This window comes from Subdoligranulum sp. DSM 23681, from assembly GCF_057005535.1.
The window spans coordinates 2,719,263-2,737,621 of record NZ_CM168050.1; the positions used below are offsets into that span (position 1 = coordinate 2,719,263).

Below are 18,359 nucleotides of genomic sequence, written 5' to 3' on the forward strand. Positions count from 1 at the left end.
ATTTCCCTGTGTACGCGCTTCCCGGCGCGGAAAGGAGTTCTGTTTTGAAGCCTTCGCAACTTGACGAAAAACCCGGGAGCCAGCAATCCGGCCGCCGCAAAAAGCGGCGCGGCCCCGGTAAACTGGCCCTCTGGCTGGATAACCTTCGCTGCCGGCTGACGGTCCGGTCCTGGCACCGCACCACCAAAAAGAAAGCCCGCCGTGCCCGCATGGCCGGTATGCTGCGGCGCCTGCCCCATGCCACCATCATCGGCAATGCGCTGTACCTCATCGGTTTCTGGGTGGAATACGCCATGATCTGCGCCGTTCGCGGCGTGGAAAAAACCGTCCGCGTGGTGGCCTTGCATGCCGGCCAGCTGATCCTGACCATTGCACGCCCGTTCCTGCTGGGGTTCATCACCCTGCTGGAAGACCTCACCGAACCCTTCCGGCGGATGCACTCCGGCCTGAAACACATCGGTGAACTGGAAGAAGCCCTGCCCGACGAAAGCGCCCGTCAGATCCGCAAGGAGAAGATGAAATATTTCCGGCGCGGTGCACGGCGGTATTTCCCGGTCGTACTGAATGCCTTGTCCTATCTGCTGCCGGTGGCGGCGGCTGTGGGGCTTTTCTATGTGGTCAAGACCGGCCTTGGGTATGACTATGTGCTCAACGTCATTGTGGACGGGGAGTCGGTGGGCTATGTGGCCAATGAACAGGTATTCGAGAACGCCCGTGATGATGTGCAGGGCCGTATCGATACCGCCAAGAGCATGATGCAGAGCGCCGGGGACACAGGGGCTGACAGCCAGTGGAACATTTCCCCGACCTACACTCTGGCCATCAACGGTGAGACCATGACCGAAAGTGAGGTGGCCAACGCCATTCTGGGAGCCTCCAGCGATGAGATCGGGGAGGGAACCGCCGTCTATGTGGATGGGGAACTGAGATTCGTCATCAATGAAGGCGACCACCTGCGGGCATACCTGGAAAGTGTGAAGCAGCCCTATGAAGATACCTCCGACCCCAATCGCCGGGTCAGCTTTGTACATGACATCACCCTGGTGGACGGCATCTATCTGCTGGATTCCGTCATGTCCTACAGAGATGTGATCTCTGCCATGAATGAGGGCGGCGGTCCCGTGACCTACACCGCCGCGGCCGATGAAACGGTGCAGAATGTGGTGGACGCCACCGGCGTCTCCTGGGATTCTCTGGCAGCCCTCAACCCGGACCTCACCGGTCTGGACGAGACCTTGCAGGAAGGACAGCAGCTGATCACCAGTGTGTCCTCTCCCGAACTGCTGAAAGTGGAAGTCATTGAACGGCAGACCTACACCGTAGATGTGCCTTATGAGACTTCCACCAGTGAAAGCGACGAATACGACTTCGGCGAAACGGTGGTCACCAGCCCCGGTGAAAACGGCATCCAGGAACTGACCCAGGATGTGGTGTATGTGGATGGTTCTGTCACCGCCACCAACATCGTCAAGGTGGAGACCCTGAAAGAACCTGTGACCGAGTATGTGGTCAAGGGAACCCGTTTGAAGAGCGGCATGACCGCCGCATACGGTTCGGGCGAATGGATGTGGCCGGTGCCCGGTTACACCTACGTCAGCCGCTGGATGAGCTCCTACCACAAGGGCGCTGATATCTGCGCCCCCTACGGAACGCCCATCTATGCCGCCGATTCCGGTGTGGTCGTCACGGCCGGGTATCATTACAGCTACGGCAACTATGTCATCATCGACCATGGCAACGGCTGGCGGACCCTGTATGGTCACATGTCGGCCCTGGGCTGCTCCGTCGGACAGGCGGTACAGCGCGGACAGGTGATCGGCTATGTGGGCTCCACCGGCAACTCTACCGGCAACCACTGCCATTTTGAAATGTACCAGAACGGCACATTGGTCAGCGCAAGAAACTTCTTTGGTAATATGTAACGCCGTCACCCTGCCTAAAGAAAATTTGCCAGGCCCTGTGTTTTTACCAAATCCCTGCAAATAATAAGGCCGACACTTTTCAAACAGTGCGGCAAGGTGTATAATAAAAATAACAATGCGGTCCTGTCATTGGGCGCGGGTGCGATACCTGTGCGCCGCAGACCGCAGGCGGAAACTCAAAGGAGAGTAACCACTTGGAAAAGTTTGTGATTCGCGGGGGCAACGCCCTTTCGGGTGATGTGGTCATCGGCGGCGCCAAAAACGCAGCTGTTGCCATTCTGCCCGCCACCATTCTGGCGGCGGACAAATGCCTGATTGAAAATCTTCCCTGCATCAGTGATGTCATGGCTTCCCTGCAGATTTTGAGCGAGCTGGGCGCCGGCATCCGTATGATCAGCAAAAATACCTACGAGATCGATACCACCCATATCAACTGCACCGAAGTCTCCAACGAGCTGTCGCGGCAGATGCGGGCCAGCTATTATTTCCTGGGCGCCCTGCTGGGACGGTTCGGTGCCGGCCAGGTAGCCATGCCCGGCGGGTGCAACCTGGGGCCCCGCCCCATTGATCAGCACCTCAAGGCGTTCACTGCCCTGGGGGCGGAGGACTCGGTGGAATACGGCCAGATCCGGGTGCGGTCGGAACACCTGACCGGGGCGCATATCTTCTTTGATACCGTCTCGGTGGGGGCCACCATGAACGCCATGCTGGCGGCTGCCATGGCCGACGGCCAGACGGTGCTGGAAAATGTGGCCCGTGAACCCCACATTGTGGACCTGGCCAACTGCCTGAACATGATGGGGGCCGACATCCACGGTGCCGGTACGGATGTGATCAAGATCCGCGGCGTGAAAAAACTGCACGGCTGCAATTACTCCATCATTCCCGACCAGATCGAAGCCGGCAGCTACATGGTGGCTGCCGCCATCACCAAGGGTGACGTGCTGCTGCACAATGTGATCCCCAAGCATATGGAACCCATCACCGCCAAGCTGCGGGCTGCAGGCTGTGAAGTGGCCGAGTATGATGACTCCATGCGCATCCGCCGCACCGGGCCGCTGAAGCCCCTGAAAATCAAGACCATGCCCCATCCCGGCTTCCCCACGGATATGCAGCCGCTGATGACCGTGCTGCTGACCCTGGCAGAGGGAACTTCCATCGTCACCGAAGGCATCTGGGAAAACCGTTTCCGTTATGTGGACGAGCTTATCCGGATGGGTGCCAACATTCAGGTGGATGGTCAGGTGGCGGTGATCGAGGGCGTCAAGAAACTGAGTCCGGCTCCTTTGCGGGCGCTGGACCTGCGTGCCGGCGCTGCCATGGTGATGGCCGCTCTGGCTGCCGACGGCGTGAGCGAGATCGATGAAACCGCCCATATTGAACGGGGATACGAAAATATTGTGGAAAAACTGCAGGCTTTGGGGGCAGATATCCGCCGTGTGGAAACGCCGGTGAATACTGTCACCCGCGCCATGTGACGAGGTTGCGTCCATGGCTTTGTTCACAACTCTATATTCCGGTTCTTCCGGTAACTGCGCCCTGGTGGTCCACCAGGGTCGTTACCTTCTTATTGACATGGGCAAGAGCTGCCGCACCACCCTGAAGGCGCTGTCCAGCCTGGGGCTGGCCGTCTCGGACTGCGAAGGCATCCTCATCACCCATGAACACGCCGACCATGTGGCCGGCCTGGAAACCTTCCTCAAGCATTACAATGTACCGGTTTTTTCCAGTGCGGCCACGCTGGACATGCTGGAATCCCGGGGCACGTTGCCGCCGGCCATCGACGCGGTGGCCATGGACGGGCGGACGGAAGAGATCGGCGGTTTCACCGTAAAGTCTTTTCCCACCAGCCATGACGTGCCCTGCTGCGGTTACCGCATCCATACGCCGGACGGCCATACCATGGCCCTGGCCACTGACCTGGGGGAGCTGACCCCGGTGGTGGCCGAAAACCTGGCCGGGTGCAGCCTGGTGGCGCTGGAAGCCAACTATGATGCTTTCAGCCTCCATGGCGGGCCGTACCCGTATTATCTCAAGGTCCGCATTGCCAGTGACCGGGGACATCTGGATAACCGTGCCTGTGCCGCTGCGGTGCTGGATCTGATCCAGGATGGCTGCAAAAAGTTCGCGCTGTGCCATCTGAGCCAGACCAACAATACACCGGAACTGGCGCTGACCACCGTCTACAATGTGCTGCTCAGTGCAGGCATCCAGCCCGGACGGGATGTGCTGATCCAGGCCCAGAGCCGCAATGAAGTTTCTGCCTACATAGAATTCTGAGGTCCCTCCCATGCAAAACATCGATCTGATCTGCGTCGGAAAGCTCAATGCCGCGTATTTTGCGGCGGGTGTGGCCGAGTACCAGAAACGGCTGGGCGGATTCTGTCATTTCCGCATTGTCGAACTGCCGGAAGCACCGGTGTCCGACCGTAACCCCAGTCCGGCCCTGATTGAAAAGGCGCTGGACAAGGAAGGCAAAGCCATGCTGGCGGCGGTGCGCAAAGGGGCCTATGTAGTGGCTTTGTGCGTGGAGGGCCGTCAGATTTCCAGCGAGGATCTGGCCGCCATGATCGCGGACCGCGCCAACAGCGGAGCGGGGGACATGGCGTTCCTTATCGGCTCCTCCCACGGCCTCTCTCCCCAGGTCAAGGCGGCGGCCCAGGCGCGGATCTCTCTGGGACGCATCACCTTGCCTCATCAGCTGGCCCGTCTGGTGCTGACCGAGCAGCTCTACCGGGCCTGTACCATCAATGCCGGTATGAAGTACCACAAGTAAACATAAATCAAAGAGCCCCCGCACCGAACGGTGCGGGGGCTCTTTCTTGTCTGTCAGGTTCCGTAAAGGCGAACTATCAGTACTTCAGTGCTTCCAGATTCTCGCGGTACGGGGTGTCCAGCGGGTTGGACATAGGCGCCTGGGCCTTGTACTTGGCCAGCATGGCGGCGCTGCGGGCAGGGTCGGCCAGGGTGCCGGCGCCGGCAATGCAGCCGCCGGGGCAGCCCATGCCTTCCAGCAGGTATCCGTTGTACTTGCCGGCCTTGGCCATCATCATCATCTTGCGGCAATCCGCCAGACCCTGGGCCGAAGCAACCTTGACTTCGCGGGTGGGGTCCAGCTTCTTGATGACATTGACCACAGCCTGGGCCACACCGCCGGAAACCGCGAACCCGCGGCCGTCGCCGCTGGCTTCGTCGAAGTTGTCGGTGGGATCGTCGGGCAGGGAGCTGAAGTCGATCTCCTTGGCCTCGAACAGGCCCATCAGTTCCTCAAAGGTCAGCACGAAGTCCACCTCGCTGCGTACCGAGCGGCGGCTGGCTTCCAGCTTCTTGGCGGCGCAGGGGCCGATGAAGCAGATGCGGGCATCCTTGTCGTCCTTCTTGATCAGACGGGCAGTCAGTACCATGGGAGTCATGGTCATGCTGATGCAGTCGGCATATTCGGGGAAGAGCTTCTTGGCCATCACGCTCCAGGCGGGGCAGCAGGAGGTGCCCATGAAGGGATGCTTGGCGGGAACTTCTTCCATGAAGTCCTTGGCCTCATCAATGGTGCACAGGTCGGCGCCGATGGCAACCTCAGAGATGCCGGCAAAGCCCAGCAGCTTCATGGCCTCCCGCAGCTTGGCAGGGGTGACGCCGGGGAACTGGTTGACAAAAGCGGGGGCGACGATGGCGATGACACGGTCGCCGCGCTTGATGGACTGGATCAGCTGGAAGATCTGGCCCTTGTCTACAATGGCGCCGAAGGGGCAGTTCACCAGGCACATGCCGCAGCTGACGCACTTGTTGTAATCAATCTCCGCACGGCCGTAGGCGTCGGAATGGATGGCGTCCATGCCGCAGGCCTTGGCGCAGGGACGCTCCACACGCACGATGGCGTTGTAGGGGCAGGTGGCCACGCAGCGGCCGCACTTGACGCACAGGCTCTGGTCGATGTGGCTCTTGCCGTTGCGGAAGCTGATGGCCTTCTTGGGGCAGACTTCCTGGCAGGGATGTGCCAGACATCCCTGGCACAGGGACGTGACCTTGATGAGCTTTTCGGGGCACTTGTTGCAGGCGTACTTGATGACGTTGATCAGGGGCGGTTCATAGTACTTGTCCGCGGTGATGATGCTGTCCAGACCTTCGCTGGCCGAAACGCTCTCGTCCAGCGGCCGCAGGGACAGGCCCATGGCCAGACGGATGCGCTCGGACACGATGGCTCTTTCCAGGAAGATGCTGCTGCGCAGCGAGCGTTCCTCGCCGGGGATGATCTCATACGGAAGTTCCCGCATCAGGTAATCGATATCCACCTTCTCGTTCACTTCGTAGGCCATCCGGGCAACTTCGGTAAAAACCTTGCGCCGAATGTCGGTAACAGGGGTATAAATGCCTCTCATTGCGCTTTACTCTCCTTAATACGCATTTTGGGAGCGCACGGAAAAATACGCCTTTTCCCGCAATTTTATAGAACATGTGGCTCCTGTTAAAATATTACCAAGAACCGCCGCGTTTGGCAAGGGGAAAACACAAATTTGCGGGGGAAAACACCAAATTGACAGGAGACGTTCTTTTTTGGGCGCCCTTTGGCCAATAAAAAAGGCAGAGACGTGCGGTACGCTTCTGCCTGAAAATGGTTATGCAGTCGGACGGTTCACTCTTCGGCCGCGGCTTTGCTGCGCTGCCCGTCCCATTCTCCCAGTGTCACGGTCACGATGTCCCCGCTTTTGTGCCCGGGCGCGGTGACCGCCACCGGCAGATACTGCTTGGTGTACCCGGTGAAGAGGGTGGCGGACAGGGGCGTTTCCAGCAGCACTTCGGCTTTGCGTCCCTGCATGGCGGCCGCTTCCTGGGCCCGCACGGCCTCCACGGCCTCACTCATGCGGCGGCTGCGGGCCTCCTTCTCGTGCTCGGGAATCTGGTCCGGGAAATCATAGGCCGGTGTGCCCGAACGACGGGAGTAGGGGAAAACGTGCACCTTCAGAAAGCGCTGGGCTGTGACAAACTCCATGCTCTTTTCAAAGTCCTCCTCCGTCTCTCCGGGAAAGCCCACGATCACGTCGGTGGTCAGGCTCAGTTCTTCGGCGCCGAAGGCTTCCCGCAGCTTGCGCACCACCTGGGCATACTGGGCGGTGGTGTAAGGGCGGCGCATGGCCCGCAAGGTCTTGTCGCAGCCGCTCTGCAGGCTCAGGTGAAACTGGGGGCAGAGCTGGGGCACGGCAGCCAGACGGCGGATATCCTCGTCGGTGAGCATGTCCGGGTCCAGACTGCCCAGACGGATGCGGTCAATGCCCGGAACTGCCGCCGCATGTTCCACCAGCTCCGCCAGTCCGGTTCCGGTGTCGGTGCCGTAGCTGGGCAGACTGATGGCTGTCAGAACCACTTCCCGGTAGCCGGTCTGCACCAGACGGCGCAGCTCCTCCAGAATGCTGCTTTCTGCCCGACTGCGCACCGGACCCCGGGCCCGGGGAATGACACAGTAGGCGCAGCGGCGGTTGCAGCCGTCCTCCACCTTCACAAAGGCCCGGGTGTGTTCCGCAAAGCGGTCCATGGGCAGCTCCTCGAATTTTTCCCCCTTTTCGTGGGGACGGATGTCCACCACCCGCTCGGCGGTGCCGTCCAGCACCTTCTGCACCGCCTGCAGAATGGCATGGCGGTTACCCGACCCGGTGACCACGTCCGCTTCCGCAATGGCTGCTGCCTCCTCCGGAAAAGCCTGGGGGTAGCACCCGGTGAGAACGGTCACCGCGCCGGGATGCTCCCGCTTCTGGCGGCGCAGCCATTTGCGGCTCTTCTGGTCGCCGAAGTTGGTCACCGTGCAGCTGTTGACCACATACACGTCGGCGGCCTCGCCGGTCTCGACCACGGTGTAGCCGCTGGCCTCAAACAGCTGGGCCAGGGCACCGGTCTCGTTCTGGTTGACTTTGCAGCCAAGGGTATAAAAGCTGACGCGCATAGTTCGGTCCATCCTTTTGCTCTAAAAAATCTGATTCTACTATTATAAAGGCAAACGGCCGAAAGCACAAGCAGCCATATTCCGGCGCCGTGCCGCATAGGATGGGGCAAGAGTTTTGCAAAAGGGGAGGCTTCCGCATGAAAAAACGGCTTGTGTGCCTGGTGTTGTGCCTGACCTTGTGTCTGGCAGCGGTTCCGTCAGCCTGGGCGCAGGATATCGAGCCCGCGACCGCGGCGGATTTTGATGTGCCCTGTCAGGCAGCCATTCTGATCGATGAGGACTCCGGCACCGTTCTGTACGAAAAAAATGCCGACGAGCAGCGGCCCATTGCATCCATCACCAAAGTGATGACCCTGCTGCTGACTTTTGAGGCACTGGAAGCCGGCAGAATTTCCCTGGACGACTATGTCCCTGTGTCCGAACATGCCTACAGCATGGGCGGCAGCCAGATCTGGCTGGAACCCGGGGAACAGATGACCCTTGATGACATGCTCAAGGCCATCTGCATCTCCAGCGCCAATGATGCTGCCGTGGCGGTGGCCGAGTATGTGGGCGGCAGCGAGCCTGCCTTTGTGGCCATGATGAATGAGAAGGCTGCCGAACTGGGCATGACCAACACCCACTTTGAAAATGCCTGTGGCCTGGATACCGACGGGCACCTTTCCACCGCCCGGGATGTGGCGATTATGAGCCGGGAGATGCTGCTCCATCACACGGAGGTGGAGGATTACTGCATGATCTGGATGGATTACCTGCGGAACGGCACCACCCAGCTCATCAACACCAACAAACTGCTCAAAAACTATAACGGGATCACCGGCCTGAAAACGGGCACGACCGGCAAGGCGGGGGTGTGCATCAGTGCCAGTGCCCAGCGGGGCAACCTGCGCTTGATCGCGGTGGTGCTGGGATCGCCTTCCAGCCAGGACCGTTTCAACGCGGCTACCGCCCTGCTGGATTACGGCTTTGTGAATTACGAGAGTATGACCGCCACCCTGCCGGAGGATACCCCCCAAAACCTGCCGGTGGAAGGGGGGACCACAGAACTGGTGGAACTGGAGTATACCGCTCCCGGCAGCTACCTGATGCCCAAGGACCAGGTGGGGGAACTCACGTCCCAGATCACGCTGCCTTCGGCGGTGCAGGCACCGGTCAGCGCCGGACAAACGCTCGGCACCATCAAAATTCTCAACAACGGCACCGAGCTGGCTTCCTGTCCCATTGTGGCCGCGGGTGACGTAGCGGCGCGCAGTTTTGGCTTCTGCCTTGGCAGGCTTGCCCAGTCCCTGATTCCGCAAGGCGAAAATTTTGTGCAAAAGCAATGAAAAGCGGCGCCGTCAAAGCTTGACAAGGCCGCTGCGAAACGGTATCATGGAATTACTAACAATCAAAGGAGGAGCTAACGATGAGTGTCAAATACAATGGCAAACATCTGGCAAAATTTATCCGTCCTGAAGAATATGACGCTATCTTTCCGCAGGTCGAGCTCGCCCACCGCCAGCTGGAGACGAAATCCGGCGCAGGCAATGACTTCTTGGGTTGGCTCGACCTGCCTGTCAATTATGACAAAGAGGAGTTTGCCCGCATCAAGCAGGCGGCGGAGAAGATCCGCTCTGACTCCGATGTGCTGCTGGTCGCTGGCATCGGCGGTTCCTATCTGGGCGCCCGCGCTGTGGTGGAGGCCGTCAAGGGCCAGTTCCACAACGAGACCGAAGACGGCCTGAAGATTTATTTCTGCGGCAATACCATCTCTCCCACGGCCCTGAACGACATCATCCGCATGACCAAGGGCAAGCGCTTCTCCATCAACGTCATCTCCAAGTCCGGCACCACCACCGAGACCGCTCTGGCTTTCCGTGTGCTGCGCAAGCTGCTGGAAGATTCCGTTGGTGCTGAGGAAGCCAACAAGCGCATCTACGCCACCACCGACCGTGCCCGCGGCACTCTGAAGCAGCTGGCCGACGCCCAGGGCTGGCCCACCTTCGTGGTCCCCGACGACGTGGGCGGCCGTTACTCGGTGCTCACCGCCGTGGGTCTGCTGCCCATTGCCTGCGCCGGTATCGATATTGATGCCCTGATGAAGGGCGCTGCCGATGCCCGGGAGCAGTTCAGTGTCTGCAGTATGGACAACGATGCCTATCGTTACGCCATGACCCGCAACATCCTGTACCGCAAGGGCAAGAAGGTGGAGACCCTGGCTGCGTTTGAGCCAGACTTCACCATGATGAACGAATGGTACAAGCAGCTGTTCGGCGAGAGCGAAGGCAAGGACCAGAAGGGCCTGATGCCCACTTCCTGCATCTTCTCCACCGATCTGCACTCCATGGGCCAGTTCCTGCAGGACGGCTCCCGCGTGATGTTCGAGACCTATGTGGATATCAAGAACACCCGGGAGGACTTCTTCATCCCCGAACTGGAAGGCAACTTCGACGGCCTGAACTTCCTGGCCAACCAGAACATGTCGGTTGTCAACCGCAAGGCCATGGAAGGCACCATCCTGGCCCACACCGATGGCGGCGTGCCGCTGGGTGTGATTGAAGTGGACAGCCTGGATGCCTACAACGTGGGCGCCCTGATCTACTTCTTCTGGAAGGCCTGCGCCGTGTCCGGCTACCTGCTGTCGGTCAACCCCTTCGACCAGCCCGGCGTGGAAAGCTACAAAAAGAATATGTTCGCTCTGTTGGGCAAACCTGGCTACGAAGCCCAGAAGGCTGAGCTGGAAGCCAAGCTCAACGGCTGAGGATAATTTCCCCAACTACTTTTAAGGAGGCACACTCTTATGATCAAACTCATCGTAGGCGCCAAAGGCTCCGGCAAGACCAAGACTCTCATCGACATGATCGACCAGGCCACCCGCACTTCGGCCGGCAACATCGTCGTTATCGAAAAGTCCATGAAGCTCACCACCGAGATCAACCACAAGGCCCGTCTGCTGGATGTGGACGAGTATGACATCAAGGGCGCCGAGATGTTCTACGGCTTTGTTGCGGGCGTTCTGGCCGGCAACTACGATATCACCGAGCTGTTCATCGACGGCATCCTGAAGGTCGTGGACCACGACATGGAGCAGGCCACCAAGGTCCTGGCCGAAATCGACAAGATCACCGCCAACAACGTGGAAGTGGTTGTCACCGTTTCCGCCAACGTGGAAGATCTGCCCGAAGGCATCAAAAAGTATCTGTAAACCGCAGTGCGGCAGGGGCGGTCCTTTCGGGGCACCGCCCCTTTTCTTGTGGCAGGGAAAGGCCCAAAAACAATTTCTTGCGGTTTTTTGCAGATTTTGGTTGACAAGCCCCCCTTCCTTGTGTATACTAGATAAGCGACCTTTTGAGGTGAAGTATGCAATTCGATATACGGAACTTTCTGCAAAGCGCGAAAACCCCCTATACAACGCAGTTTTCCGCCGATCTCTCGGCAGCTGACTGGGATGGTTTCCGCGTGCCCGACCCGCTGGAATGTGCGTTTACCGCTCATCCCACCCAGGAAGGCGCGGTGATGACGCTGCACGTCAAGGCCAGCATTGAGGCCGAATGTGCCCGCTGTCTGGCGCCTGTGCATGAATCTTACGACTTCACCCGGGAATATCTGGTGCGTATGCGCGACCTCGATGACATCGACTTCGAGCTGCCTCTGGATGACCAGGGTCAACTGGATTTGCGGGAACTCGCCTATCAGGAACTGATCTTCGAGGTCCCGCGGGTGCTGCTGTGCAGCCCCGATTGCCAAGGTCTATGCCCCATCTGCGGCAAAAGAAAAGCGGAAGGCTGTGCCTGCCAAGTGGCGGCCGAAGCCGCCCCTGTGGATGCAAGGCTTAGCATATTAAAACAACTGCTTAGTTGAAATTCACCAAGGAGGTGCGATAAAATGGCAGTCCCTAAGAGAAAGCAGTCCAAAGCCCGCCGCGACAAGCGCCGTTCCAATGTCTGGAAGCTGGAAGCGCCTACGCTGGTGAAATGTCCTCAGTGCGGCGAGCTGACGGTGCCCCATCAGGTTTGTGGCAAGTGCGGCTACTACAAAGGCCGTGAAGTCGTTAAGGTCAACAAGGAAGCCTGAGCGGATTTTTTCAAAGCAGGGGAGGGGGCCAGTGCCCCCTCTTTTTCTTTGCGTATTTTCGTGGTATACTACTGTTACTGATGCGAATGGAAAGGGGAAAGGATCATGCCGCTGGTCGTTCAAAGCGTGGACGAAAACTCTGTGGCCCAGCGTCTGGGCCTGGGTGCCGGCTGTCTGCTGACGGCCATCGACGGCAACCCGTTGTGCGATGCCCTGGACTATCAGTTCTACACCGCCTCCGAGCGCTTCACCCTCACCGTCTGTGAGGACGGCCGGCAGCGGGACATCCCGGTGGAAAAGGACCAGTACGAGCCCTTCGGCTGCAACTTCAAGACCTATCTGGCGGATGAAAAGCACAGCTGCGATAACCATTGCATGTTCTGCTTCATCGACCAGCTGCCCCCGGGCATGCGGGCGCCCCTCTATTTCAAGGATGACGACGAGCGCCTGTCCTTCCTGTACGGCAACTATATCACCATGACCAACCTTTCCGAAAGGGAAGTGGAGCGCATCATCAAGATGCACATCAGCCCCATCTTCATTTCGGTGCACACCACCAATCCTGCTTTGCGGGTGCGGATGATGGCCAACAAGAAAGCCGCCGATACCCTCCGGTATCTGGACATGTTCGCCAAGGGCGGCATCGAGATGAACTGTCAGCTGGTGCTCTGCCGGGGCATCAACGACGGGGATGAGCTGCGCCGCACCCTGGACGACCTGCTGGCCCTGCGGCCCCATGTGGGCAGCATCGCGGCGGTGCCGGCGGGCATCACCGATTACCGGGACAAGCTGTTCAAACTGACTGCTTACGATGCTGAGACCGCCGCCCAGACCCTGGATATCCTGGAAGAGTACAGCCGCCGCTGCCGGGAGCAGTACGGCCGCAGCATCGTCTATCCCAGCGACGAGTGGTATCTCACCGCCGGACGGGAGATCCCGCCCACCGAGTTCTATGACGATTTCGCCCAGCTGGAGGACGGCGTGGGCATGTGGCGGCGCTACCATGACACCTTCCTGGAGGAGCTGGCCAAGCCCCGGCGTCTGGTGCTGCCCCGCCGCATCGACGTGGTTACCGGCACCCTGGCGGCCCCGCTCATCGAGCAGATGGCCCAGGAGACCCACCGCCGCTATCCCGGCGTGCATATCACCGTCCACGCCATCGAAAACCGCTTTTTCGGCGGCAACGTGAGCGTGGCAGGTCTGGTCACCGCCACCGACATCATCGACCAATGCCGCGGCAAACTCAGCGGACACATCCTGGCCGTGCCTGAAGTGATGCTGCAGGATGAGGAAGACCGCTTCCTCGACGATATCACCCCCGAACAGCTGGGCGAAGCCCTGGGCTGCCGGGTGGTGGTGATCCCCACCGACGGCGCGGGCAGCTGCCGCGCCTACCTGGGGGTACGGATGCTCAAATCCGCCCCCCACAAGCCAAAGGAGGAATGACCACATGGCAAAACCGATCGTGGCCATCGTGGGCCGCCCCAATGTGGGCAAGTCCACCATCTTCAACAAACTCACCGGCCAGCGCATCGCCATCGTGGAGGATACCCCCGGCGTGACCCGGGACCGCATCTTCTGCGATTGCGAATGGAACGGCCACAAGTTCCTGCTGGTGGATACCGGCGGTATCGAACCCAGCATTGACGACGGCATCCTGGCCCACATGCGTCAGCAGGCCCAGATGGCCATTGATTCCGCTGACTGCATCGTCATGGTCACCGACCTGCGGGCCGGGGTGACACCCCAGGACCACGAGGTGGCTTCCATGCTCATGCGCAGCGGCAAGCCGGTGGTGCTGGCCGTGAACAAATGTGATAAAATCGGCGACCCGCCCATGGAGCTGTACGATTTCTACGCCCTGGGTCTGGGGGAACTGGTGCCTGTTTCCGGCGTGCACGGCCACGGCACCGGCGACCTGCTGGACGCCGTCTGCGCCCACCTGAACTTCTCGGAGGAGGAGCAGGAGGACGAGGACCGCATTCCGGTGGCTGTCATCGGCCGCCCCAACGTGGGCAAGTCCAGCCTCATCAACCACATCCTGGGCGAAGACCGCCTGATCGTGGCCAATGAGGCCGGTACCACCCGGGATGCCATCGACACCGAGGTGGAAAACCAGTACGGCAAGTTCATTTTCACCGACACCGCCGGCCTGCGCAAAAAGGGCAAGGTGGAAAGCGGCGTGGAACGCTTCAGCGTGCTGCGCAGTCTGGCGGCGGTGGAGCGCAGCCGGGTCTGCGTCATCATGATCGACGCCACCGTGGGCTTTACCGAACAGGATTCCAAGGTGGCGGGCTACGCCCATGAACAGGGCAAGGGCTGCATCATTGCGGTGAACAAGTGGGACGCGGTGGAAAAGGACACCTACACCATGGACCGCATGCGCAAGGAGCTGGAAGAATCCTTCAGCTTCATGTCCTACGCGCCCATCATCTTCATCAGCGCCAAGACCGGCCAGCGCATTGACAAGCTGTTCGAGACCATCCACTATGTGGATATGCAGAACGGCACCCGCATCCCCACCGGTGCCCTCAACGAGATGCTGGCCCGGGCCACGGCGCGGGTACAGCCGCCTTCAGACAAAGGCAAGCGCCTGAAGATCTTCTATATCACCCAGAGTTCCACCCGCCCGCCCACATTCGTCTGCTTTGTCAACCAGCGGGCATTGTTCCACTTCTCGTATCAGCGGTATATCGAAAACCAGATCCGTGAGAACTTCGGCCTGACCGGCACGCCGGTGCGCATGCTTGTGCGTGAACACGGCGACGGGTCGGCCCGATAAGCGAAAGGGGAAGGAATCATGACTCTCAATCTCATTGCAGCTGTTGTGCTGGTGGCCCTGGAAGGCTACCTGCTGGGCAGCATCGTTTTCGGAATCCTCATTTCCCGCCTGCTCTGCCGTGATGATGTGCGGACCCACGGCAGTGGCAGCGCCGGCATGACCAACATGCTGCGTACCTACGGCAAGTTGCCCGGAGCGGCCACCGCTATCGGCGATGTGGCCAAAGGTGCTGTGGCGGTGTTCATCGGCAAATGGCTGTTCACCGCCCTGGTGCCTCAGCTGGACCCGGCCTGCGGGGCCTATCTGGCCGCCATCTTTGCCTGTATCGGCCACATGAAGCCGGTCTGGTTCGGCTTCAAGGGCGGCAAGGGGGTGCTGGTCTGCGGCGGCGCCATTCTGGCATTGCAGCCCCTGGTGTTTTTGATGCTGGTGGTGATCTTCCTCATTGAGTTTGCCATCACCCGCATCGTTTCCCTGGGCAGCATCATCATTGCGGCGGTGTATCCCATCCTGACGCTCTGCTTCTGGGCTTGGCACGGTGCGGACGTGCCCAACCTGATCTTTATCTTTGTCTGCAGCGTCATCATGGCGGCCATGGTCATTTACATGCATCGTTCCAATATCCAGCGCCTGCGCAACGGCACCGAGTACCGCTTCGGCCAGAAAAAGAAAGAATCCGACGAAAAGTAATCCGTCCCGGAACCGTATTGCGGCGGTTCCGACCACATCGCTGATACTGAACATCAAAACAAAGCCCCGGGCTGCCTGCCATTCTGGCAGATGCAGCCCGGGGCTTCTTGCTTTTTATACCGGTTACAGCCGAACCATATCCGGGGTGATGTCGGCCAGAGTCTTGGCGCCGCACATGGCCATGGTGTCGGCCAGTTCGGCGGCCAGCTGGTCCACATAGGCCTTCACGCCATCGGCGCCGGCACCGTACACGGCGGTGACAAAAGGCCGTGCGATCAGTACCGCGTCGGCACCCAATGCCAGGGCGCGGAACACATCCAGACCGGTGCGGATGCCGCCATCCACCAGGATCAGCGCACGGCCCTTCACGGCCTTGGCAATTTCCGGCAGGACTTCGGCGGTGGCGGGGGTGCCGTCCAGCACACGGCCGCCGTGGTTGGAGACCACAATGCCGGTCGCGCCGGCCTGCACGGCCTTTTCGGCCCCCTTGACGGTCATGACGCCCTTGACGATAAAGGGAACACCCGCATCCCGGATGATCTCGCCCAGCTGCTCCACCGTCTTGCTGCCGGCGGGCGGGTCCAGATTCTTCAGGAAAGGCAGTCCGGCGGCATCAATGTCCATGGCAGCCGCAAAGGCGCCGGATTCCCGGACCAGGGCCATTTTTCTGGCCACGGTGGCGGTATCCCAGGGCTTGACGGTGGGAACACCGAACCCGGCATTGGCGCCGATGACCCGGCAGGCGGCTTCCATCACGGCAGGGTTGGTTCCGTCGCCGGTGAAGGCCAGAATGCCCGCATCCCGGCAGGCGGGGACCAGAATATCATTGTAGGCAAGGTCATCATATTTGGTGCCGTAGTGCAGCTGCACGGCGCCCACGGGGCCCGCAAACACCGGGACCTTGAAGGTATGCCCCAGCATGGTGCAGCTGGTGTCCGGCGTACCGGGCTCACACAGCGTGTCCATGTTCACATGAACGGCCTGCCAGGCCGCATAGTTGCGGATGGCGCAGTCGCCCACACCCTTGGCGCCCGGGCCGGGAATGGTTCCCCGGCAGGCACGGCCGTCGCATACGGCACAGGCTTTGCAGGGGCCCATCTGGCCGCGCGCCTGCGCTGCAATATCCTGATATGTCATTGCAAACATCTCCCTTTCAGGTATGGTTTTCACCTGGTTCTATACTACCTCTTTTCGCCGTCAAACGCAAGCAGCGGCTTTCCTTTTTGTGGCAAGTGTGTTATCCTAAAAGACAAGCGCAAAACCTCATGAAAGGAGACCCTTACCCCATGAAATTTTCTGAAATGCCTTACCAGCGCCCGGACCTGGAGGCGGTGCTTACCGGCTGCAAGAGTCTGGCTGTCCGTCTGGCCGCTGCCGAAAGCGGGGAAGAACTGATCCACCTCTACCGGGAGGAAAACGACTTCCTGGCCCATTACCGCACCGCCCAGGTGTTGGCCAATATCCATTATACCCTGGACACCCGTGACACGACCTGGGCAGCCGAGCAGGACTGGTTTGATGCCAACGGCCCTGCCGTGGCCAATGCCGAGACCGAAATCGCCCGGGCCATCCTGTCCAATCCCCACGCCGACGCCCTGGAAAAAGCCTTCGGTTCCACCGTTCTGCCCACCCTGAAGAACCGGGTGCTGTCCATGGACGAGCGGGTCATCGACCTGCAGAAGGAAGAAAACACCCTGACCAGCGCCTATCAGCGTCTGTACGGCGGCGCCCTGGTAGAACTGGACGGCAAGCAGCTGACCATCCCCCAGCTGACGCCCTACAAGCAGAGCCTGGACCCTGCCATGCGTCGGGCTGCCTATGAGGCTGAAGCCTCCTACTTTGATGCCCATCGTGCCGAGTTCGACGATCTGTATGACCGGCTGGTCAAGAATCGCACCGAACAGGCCCACATTCTGGGCTACAAGGATTACAGCGAGCTGAGCTATGTCCGCATGAACCGCATCGGTTACGGACAGAAGGAAGTGGCCGCCTTCCGCAAGGAAGTGGAAGAACAGGTGGTGCCTCTGCTGCGCCGCATGCTGGACCTGCGTGCCAAGCGCACCGGCATCGAGCATCCCATGTTCTGGGATTCCGGTGTCTGCTTTGCGGACGGCAATCCGGCACCCCACGGCACCTATGAGGAGCTCATGGCCGGTGCCCGCAAGATGTACCATGAACTGAGCCCTATCACCGGGGAATTCATCGACTTCATGCAGGACAACGAGATGTTTGATGTCATGAGTCGTCCCGGCAAGATGACCGGCGGCTATGAGGAAATCATCCCCGACCACAAAGCTCCCTTCATCTTTGCCAACTGGAACGGCACTTCCGGAGATGTGGATGTGCTTACCCATGAAGCCGGCCACGCCCTGGAGGCCTATCTGGCCGCCCGCACCGAGATCCCCCAGGAACTGCAGTGCCCCGGCATGGAAAGCGCCGAGATCCACTCCATGTCCATGGAGTTCCTCACCGCACCCTGGCATCATCTCTTCTTCGGTCCCGACACCGACAAGTATGAACTGTATCACGCCGAGGACAGCTTCGTATTCCTGCCCTACGGCTGCATGGTGGACGAGTTCCAGCATATTGTCTACCAGAATCCGGACCTGACCCCGGAACAGCGCAATGCCGAATGGCTCAAGCTGGAACAGAAGTACCGTCCCTGGAACGAGTTCGGCGACCTGCCTTTCTACGGCCGGGGCGCGGGCTGGCAGCGCCAGCTGCACATCTATGAGTGCCCCTTCTACTACATCGATTACTGTCTGGCCACCGTCATTGCCCTGCAGTTCTTTATTGCAGCGCTGCATGACCATCAGGATGCCTGGCAGCGTTACCTCAAGCTGACCCGTCTGGCCGGCACCGCTTCTTATGCGGAGCTGGCCGAGGCTGCGGGCATGAAAGTCCCCTTCACCCCCGGCAGCCTCACCGATCTGGCCCGGGAAGTGGAAACCTGGATCGAACAGCATCAGCTGTAATCCGA

General features: G+C 60.0%; 16 protein-coding genes. 13 read left to right on the forward strand and 3 right to left on the reverse strand.

Annotated elements, in window-relative coordinates:
• The first annotated feature begins 44 nt into the window (after positions 1 to 44).
• The 4 genes from AC127K_RS12530 (at position 45) to AC127K_RS12545 (ending at position 4,698) form a co-directional block, all read left to right on the forward strand.
• Complete coding sequence (locus tag AC127K_RS12530; RefSeq protein ID WP_483720844.1) at positions 45 to 1,922, forward strand: peptidoglycan DD-metalloendopeptidase family protein; 1,878 nt, start codon at positions 45 to 47, stop codon at positions 1,920 to 1,922.
• Between the two features lie 194 nt (positions 1,923 to 2,116).
• Positions 2,117 to 3,400, forward strand: a complete 1,284-nt coding sequence (locus tag AC127K_RS12535; RefSeq protein WP_483720845.1) for a UDP-N-acetylglucosamine 1-carboxyvinyltransferase — start codon at positions 2,117 to 2,119, stop codon at positions 3,398 to 3,400.
• 13 nt (positions 3,401 to 3,413) lie between these two features.
• Entirely contained in the window at positions 3,414 to 4,202 is a 789-nt protein-coding gene (locus AC127K_RS12540; RefSeq protein WP_483720846.1) for an MBL fold metallo-hydrolase, read from the forward strand.
• 10 nt (positions 4,203 to 4,212) lie between these two features.
• The gene (locus AC127K_RS12545) at positions 4,213 to 4,698 is read left to right on the forward strand and encodes a 23S rRNA (pseudouridine(1915)-N(3))-methyltransferase RlmH (protein WP_294539924.1); all 486 of its coding nucleotides are present in this window, start codon (positions 4,213 to 4,215) and stop codon (positions 4,696 to 4,698) included.
• Between the two features lie 76 nt (positions 4,699 to 4,774).
• On the opposite strand, the gene AC127K_RS12550 is transcribed toward AC127K_RS12545, so the two are convergent.
• Together AC127K_RS12550 and mtaB are read right to left on the reverse strand one after the other, a co-directional pair.
• Positions 4,775 to 6,298: a 4Fe-4S dicluster domain-containing protein gene (locus AC127K_RS12550; protein ID WP_483720847.1), complete on the reverse strand. Its 1,524-nt coding sequence runs from the start codon at positions 6,296 to 6,298 to the stop codon at positions 4,775 to 4,777.
• Positions 6,299 to 6,552: 254 nt separating this feature from the next.
• A complete protein-coding gene (mtaB, locus tag AC127K_RS12555; RefSeq protein WP_294539919.1) occupies positions 6,553 to 7,854 on the reverse strand; it encodes a tRNA (N(6)-L-threonylcarbamoyladenosine(37)-C(2))-methylthiotransferase MtaB in 1,302 nt (433 codons plus the stop codon).
• Positions 7,855 to 7,991: 137 nt separating this feature from the next.
• Here mtaB and AC127K_RS12560 point away from each other — a divergent pair, with 137 nt between their 5' ends.
• From AC127K_RS12560 to plsY, 8 genes are all read left to right on the forward strand, one after another.
• A complete protein-coding gene (locus AC127K_RS12560; protein WP_483720848.1) occupies positions 7,992 to 9,179 on the forward strand; it encodes a D-alanyl-D-alanine carboxypeptidase family protein in 1,188 nt (395 codons plus the stop codon).
• Positions 9,180 to 9,259: 80 nt separating this feature from the next.
• Positions 9,260 to 10,594, forward strand: coding sequence for a glucose-6-phosphate isomerase (locus AC127K_RS12565; protein WP_294539916.1), 1,335 nt, complete (start codon positions 9,260 to 9,262; stop codon positions 10,592 to 10,594).
• A gap of 39 nt (positions 10,595 to 10,633) precedes the next feature.
• Positions 10,634 to 11,038, forward strand: a complete 405-nt coding sequence (locus AC127K_RS12570; RefSeq protein WP_204645737.1) for a hypothetical protein — start codon at positions 10,634 to 10,636, stop codon at positions 11,036 to 11,038.
• A gap of 155 nt (positions 11,039 to 11,193) precedes the next feature.
• Positions 11,194 to 11,694 carry a YceD family protein gene (locus tag AC127K_RS12575; protein WP_294539913.1) on the forward strand — a complete coding sequence of 167 codons (501 nt, stop codon included), beginning with the start codon at positions 11,194 to 11,196 and terminating at the stop codon, positions 11,692 to 11,694.
• A gap of 24 nt (positions 11,695 to 11,718) precedes the next feature.
• On the forward strand, positions 11,719 to 11,907 hold the full coding sequence (rpmF, locus tag AC127K_RS12580) for a 50S ribosomal protein L32 (protein WP_204645733.1): 189 nt from the start codon (positions 11,719 to 11,721) through the stop codon (positions 11,905 to 11,907).
• A 105-nt stretch (positions 11,908 to 12,012) separates the two neighbouring features.
• The gene (locus AC127K_RS12585; protein ID WP_483720849.1) at positions 12,013 to 13,353 is read left to right on the forward strand and encodes a DUF512 domain-containing protein; all 1,341 of its coding nucleotides are present in this window, start codon (positions 12,013 to 12,015) and stop codon (positions 13,351 to 13,353) included.
• 4 nt (positions 13,354 to 13,357) lie between these two features.
• A complete protein-coding gene (gene der, locus AC127K_RS12590; RefSeq protein WP_483720850.1) occupies positions 13,358 to 14,689 on the forward strand; it encodes a ribosome biogenesis GTPase Der in 1,332 nt (443 codons plus the stop codon).
• A gap of 18 nt (positions 14,690 to 14,707) precedes the next feature.
• Positions 14,708 to 15,379 (forward strand): glycerol-3-phosphate 1-O-acyltransferase PlsY, encoded by a 672-nt coding sequence (plsY, locus tag AC127K_RS12595; protein ID WP_294539907.1) that lies wholly within the window; start codon positions 14,708 to 14,710, stop codon positions 15,377 to 15,379.
• A gap of 123 nt (positions 15,380 to 15,502) precedes the next feature.
• Here the strand turns inward: plsY and AC127K_RS12600 are convergent, their stop codons facing one another.
• Complete coding sequence (locus AC127K_RS12600) at positions 15,503 to 16,516, reverse strand: alpha-hydroxy-acid oxidizing protein (protein ID WP_483720851.1); 1,014 nt, start codon at positions 16,514 to 16,516, stop codon at positions 15,503 to 15,505.
• Between the two features lie 149 nt (positions 16,517 to 16,665).
• On the opposite strand from AC127K_RS12600, the gene AC127K_RS12605 reads away from it, so the two are divergent.
• Entirely contained in the window at positions 16,666 to 18,354 is a 1,689-nt protein-coding gene (locus AC127K_RS12605) for a M3 family oligoendopeptidase (RefSeq protein ID WP_483720852.1), read from the forward strand.
• The last annotated feature ends 5 nt before the right edge of the window (positions 18,355 to 18,359 follow it).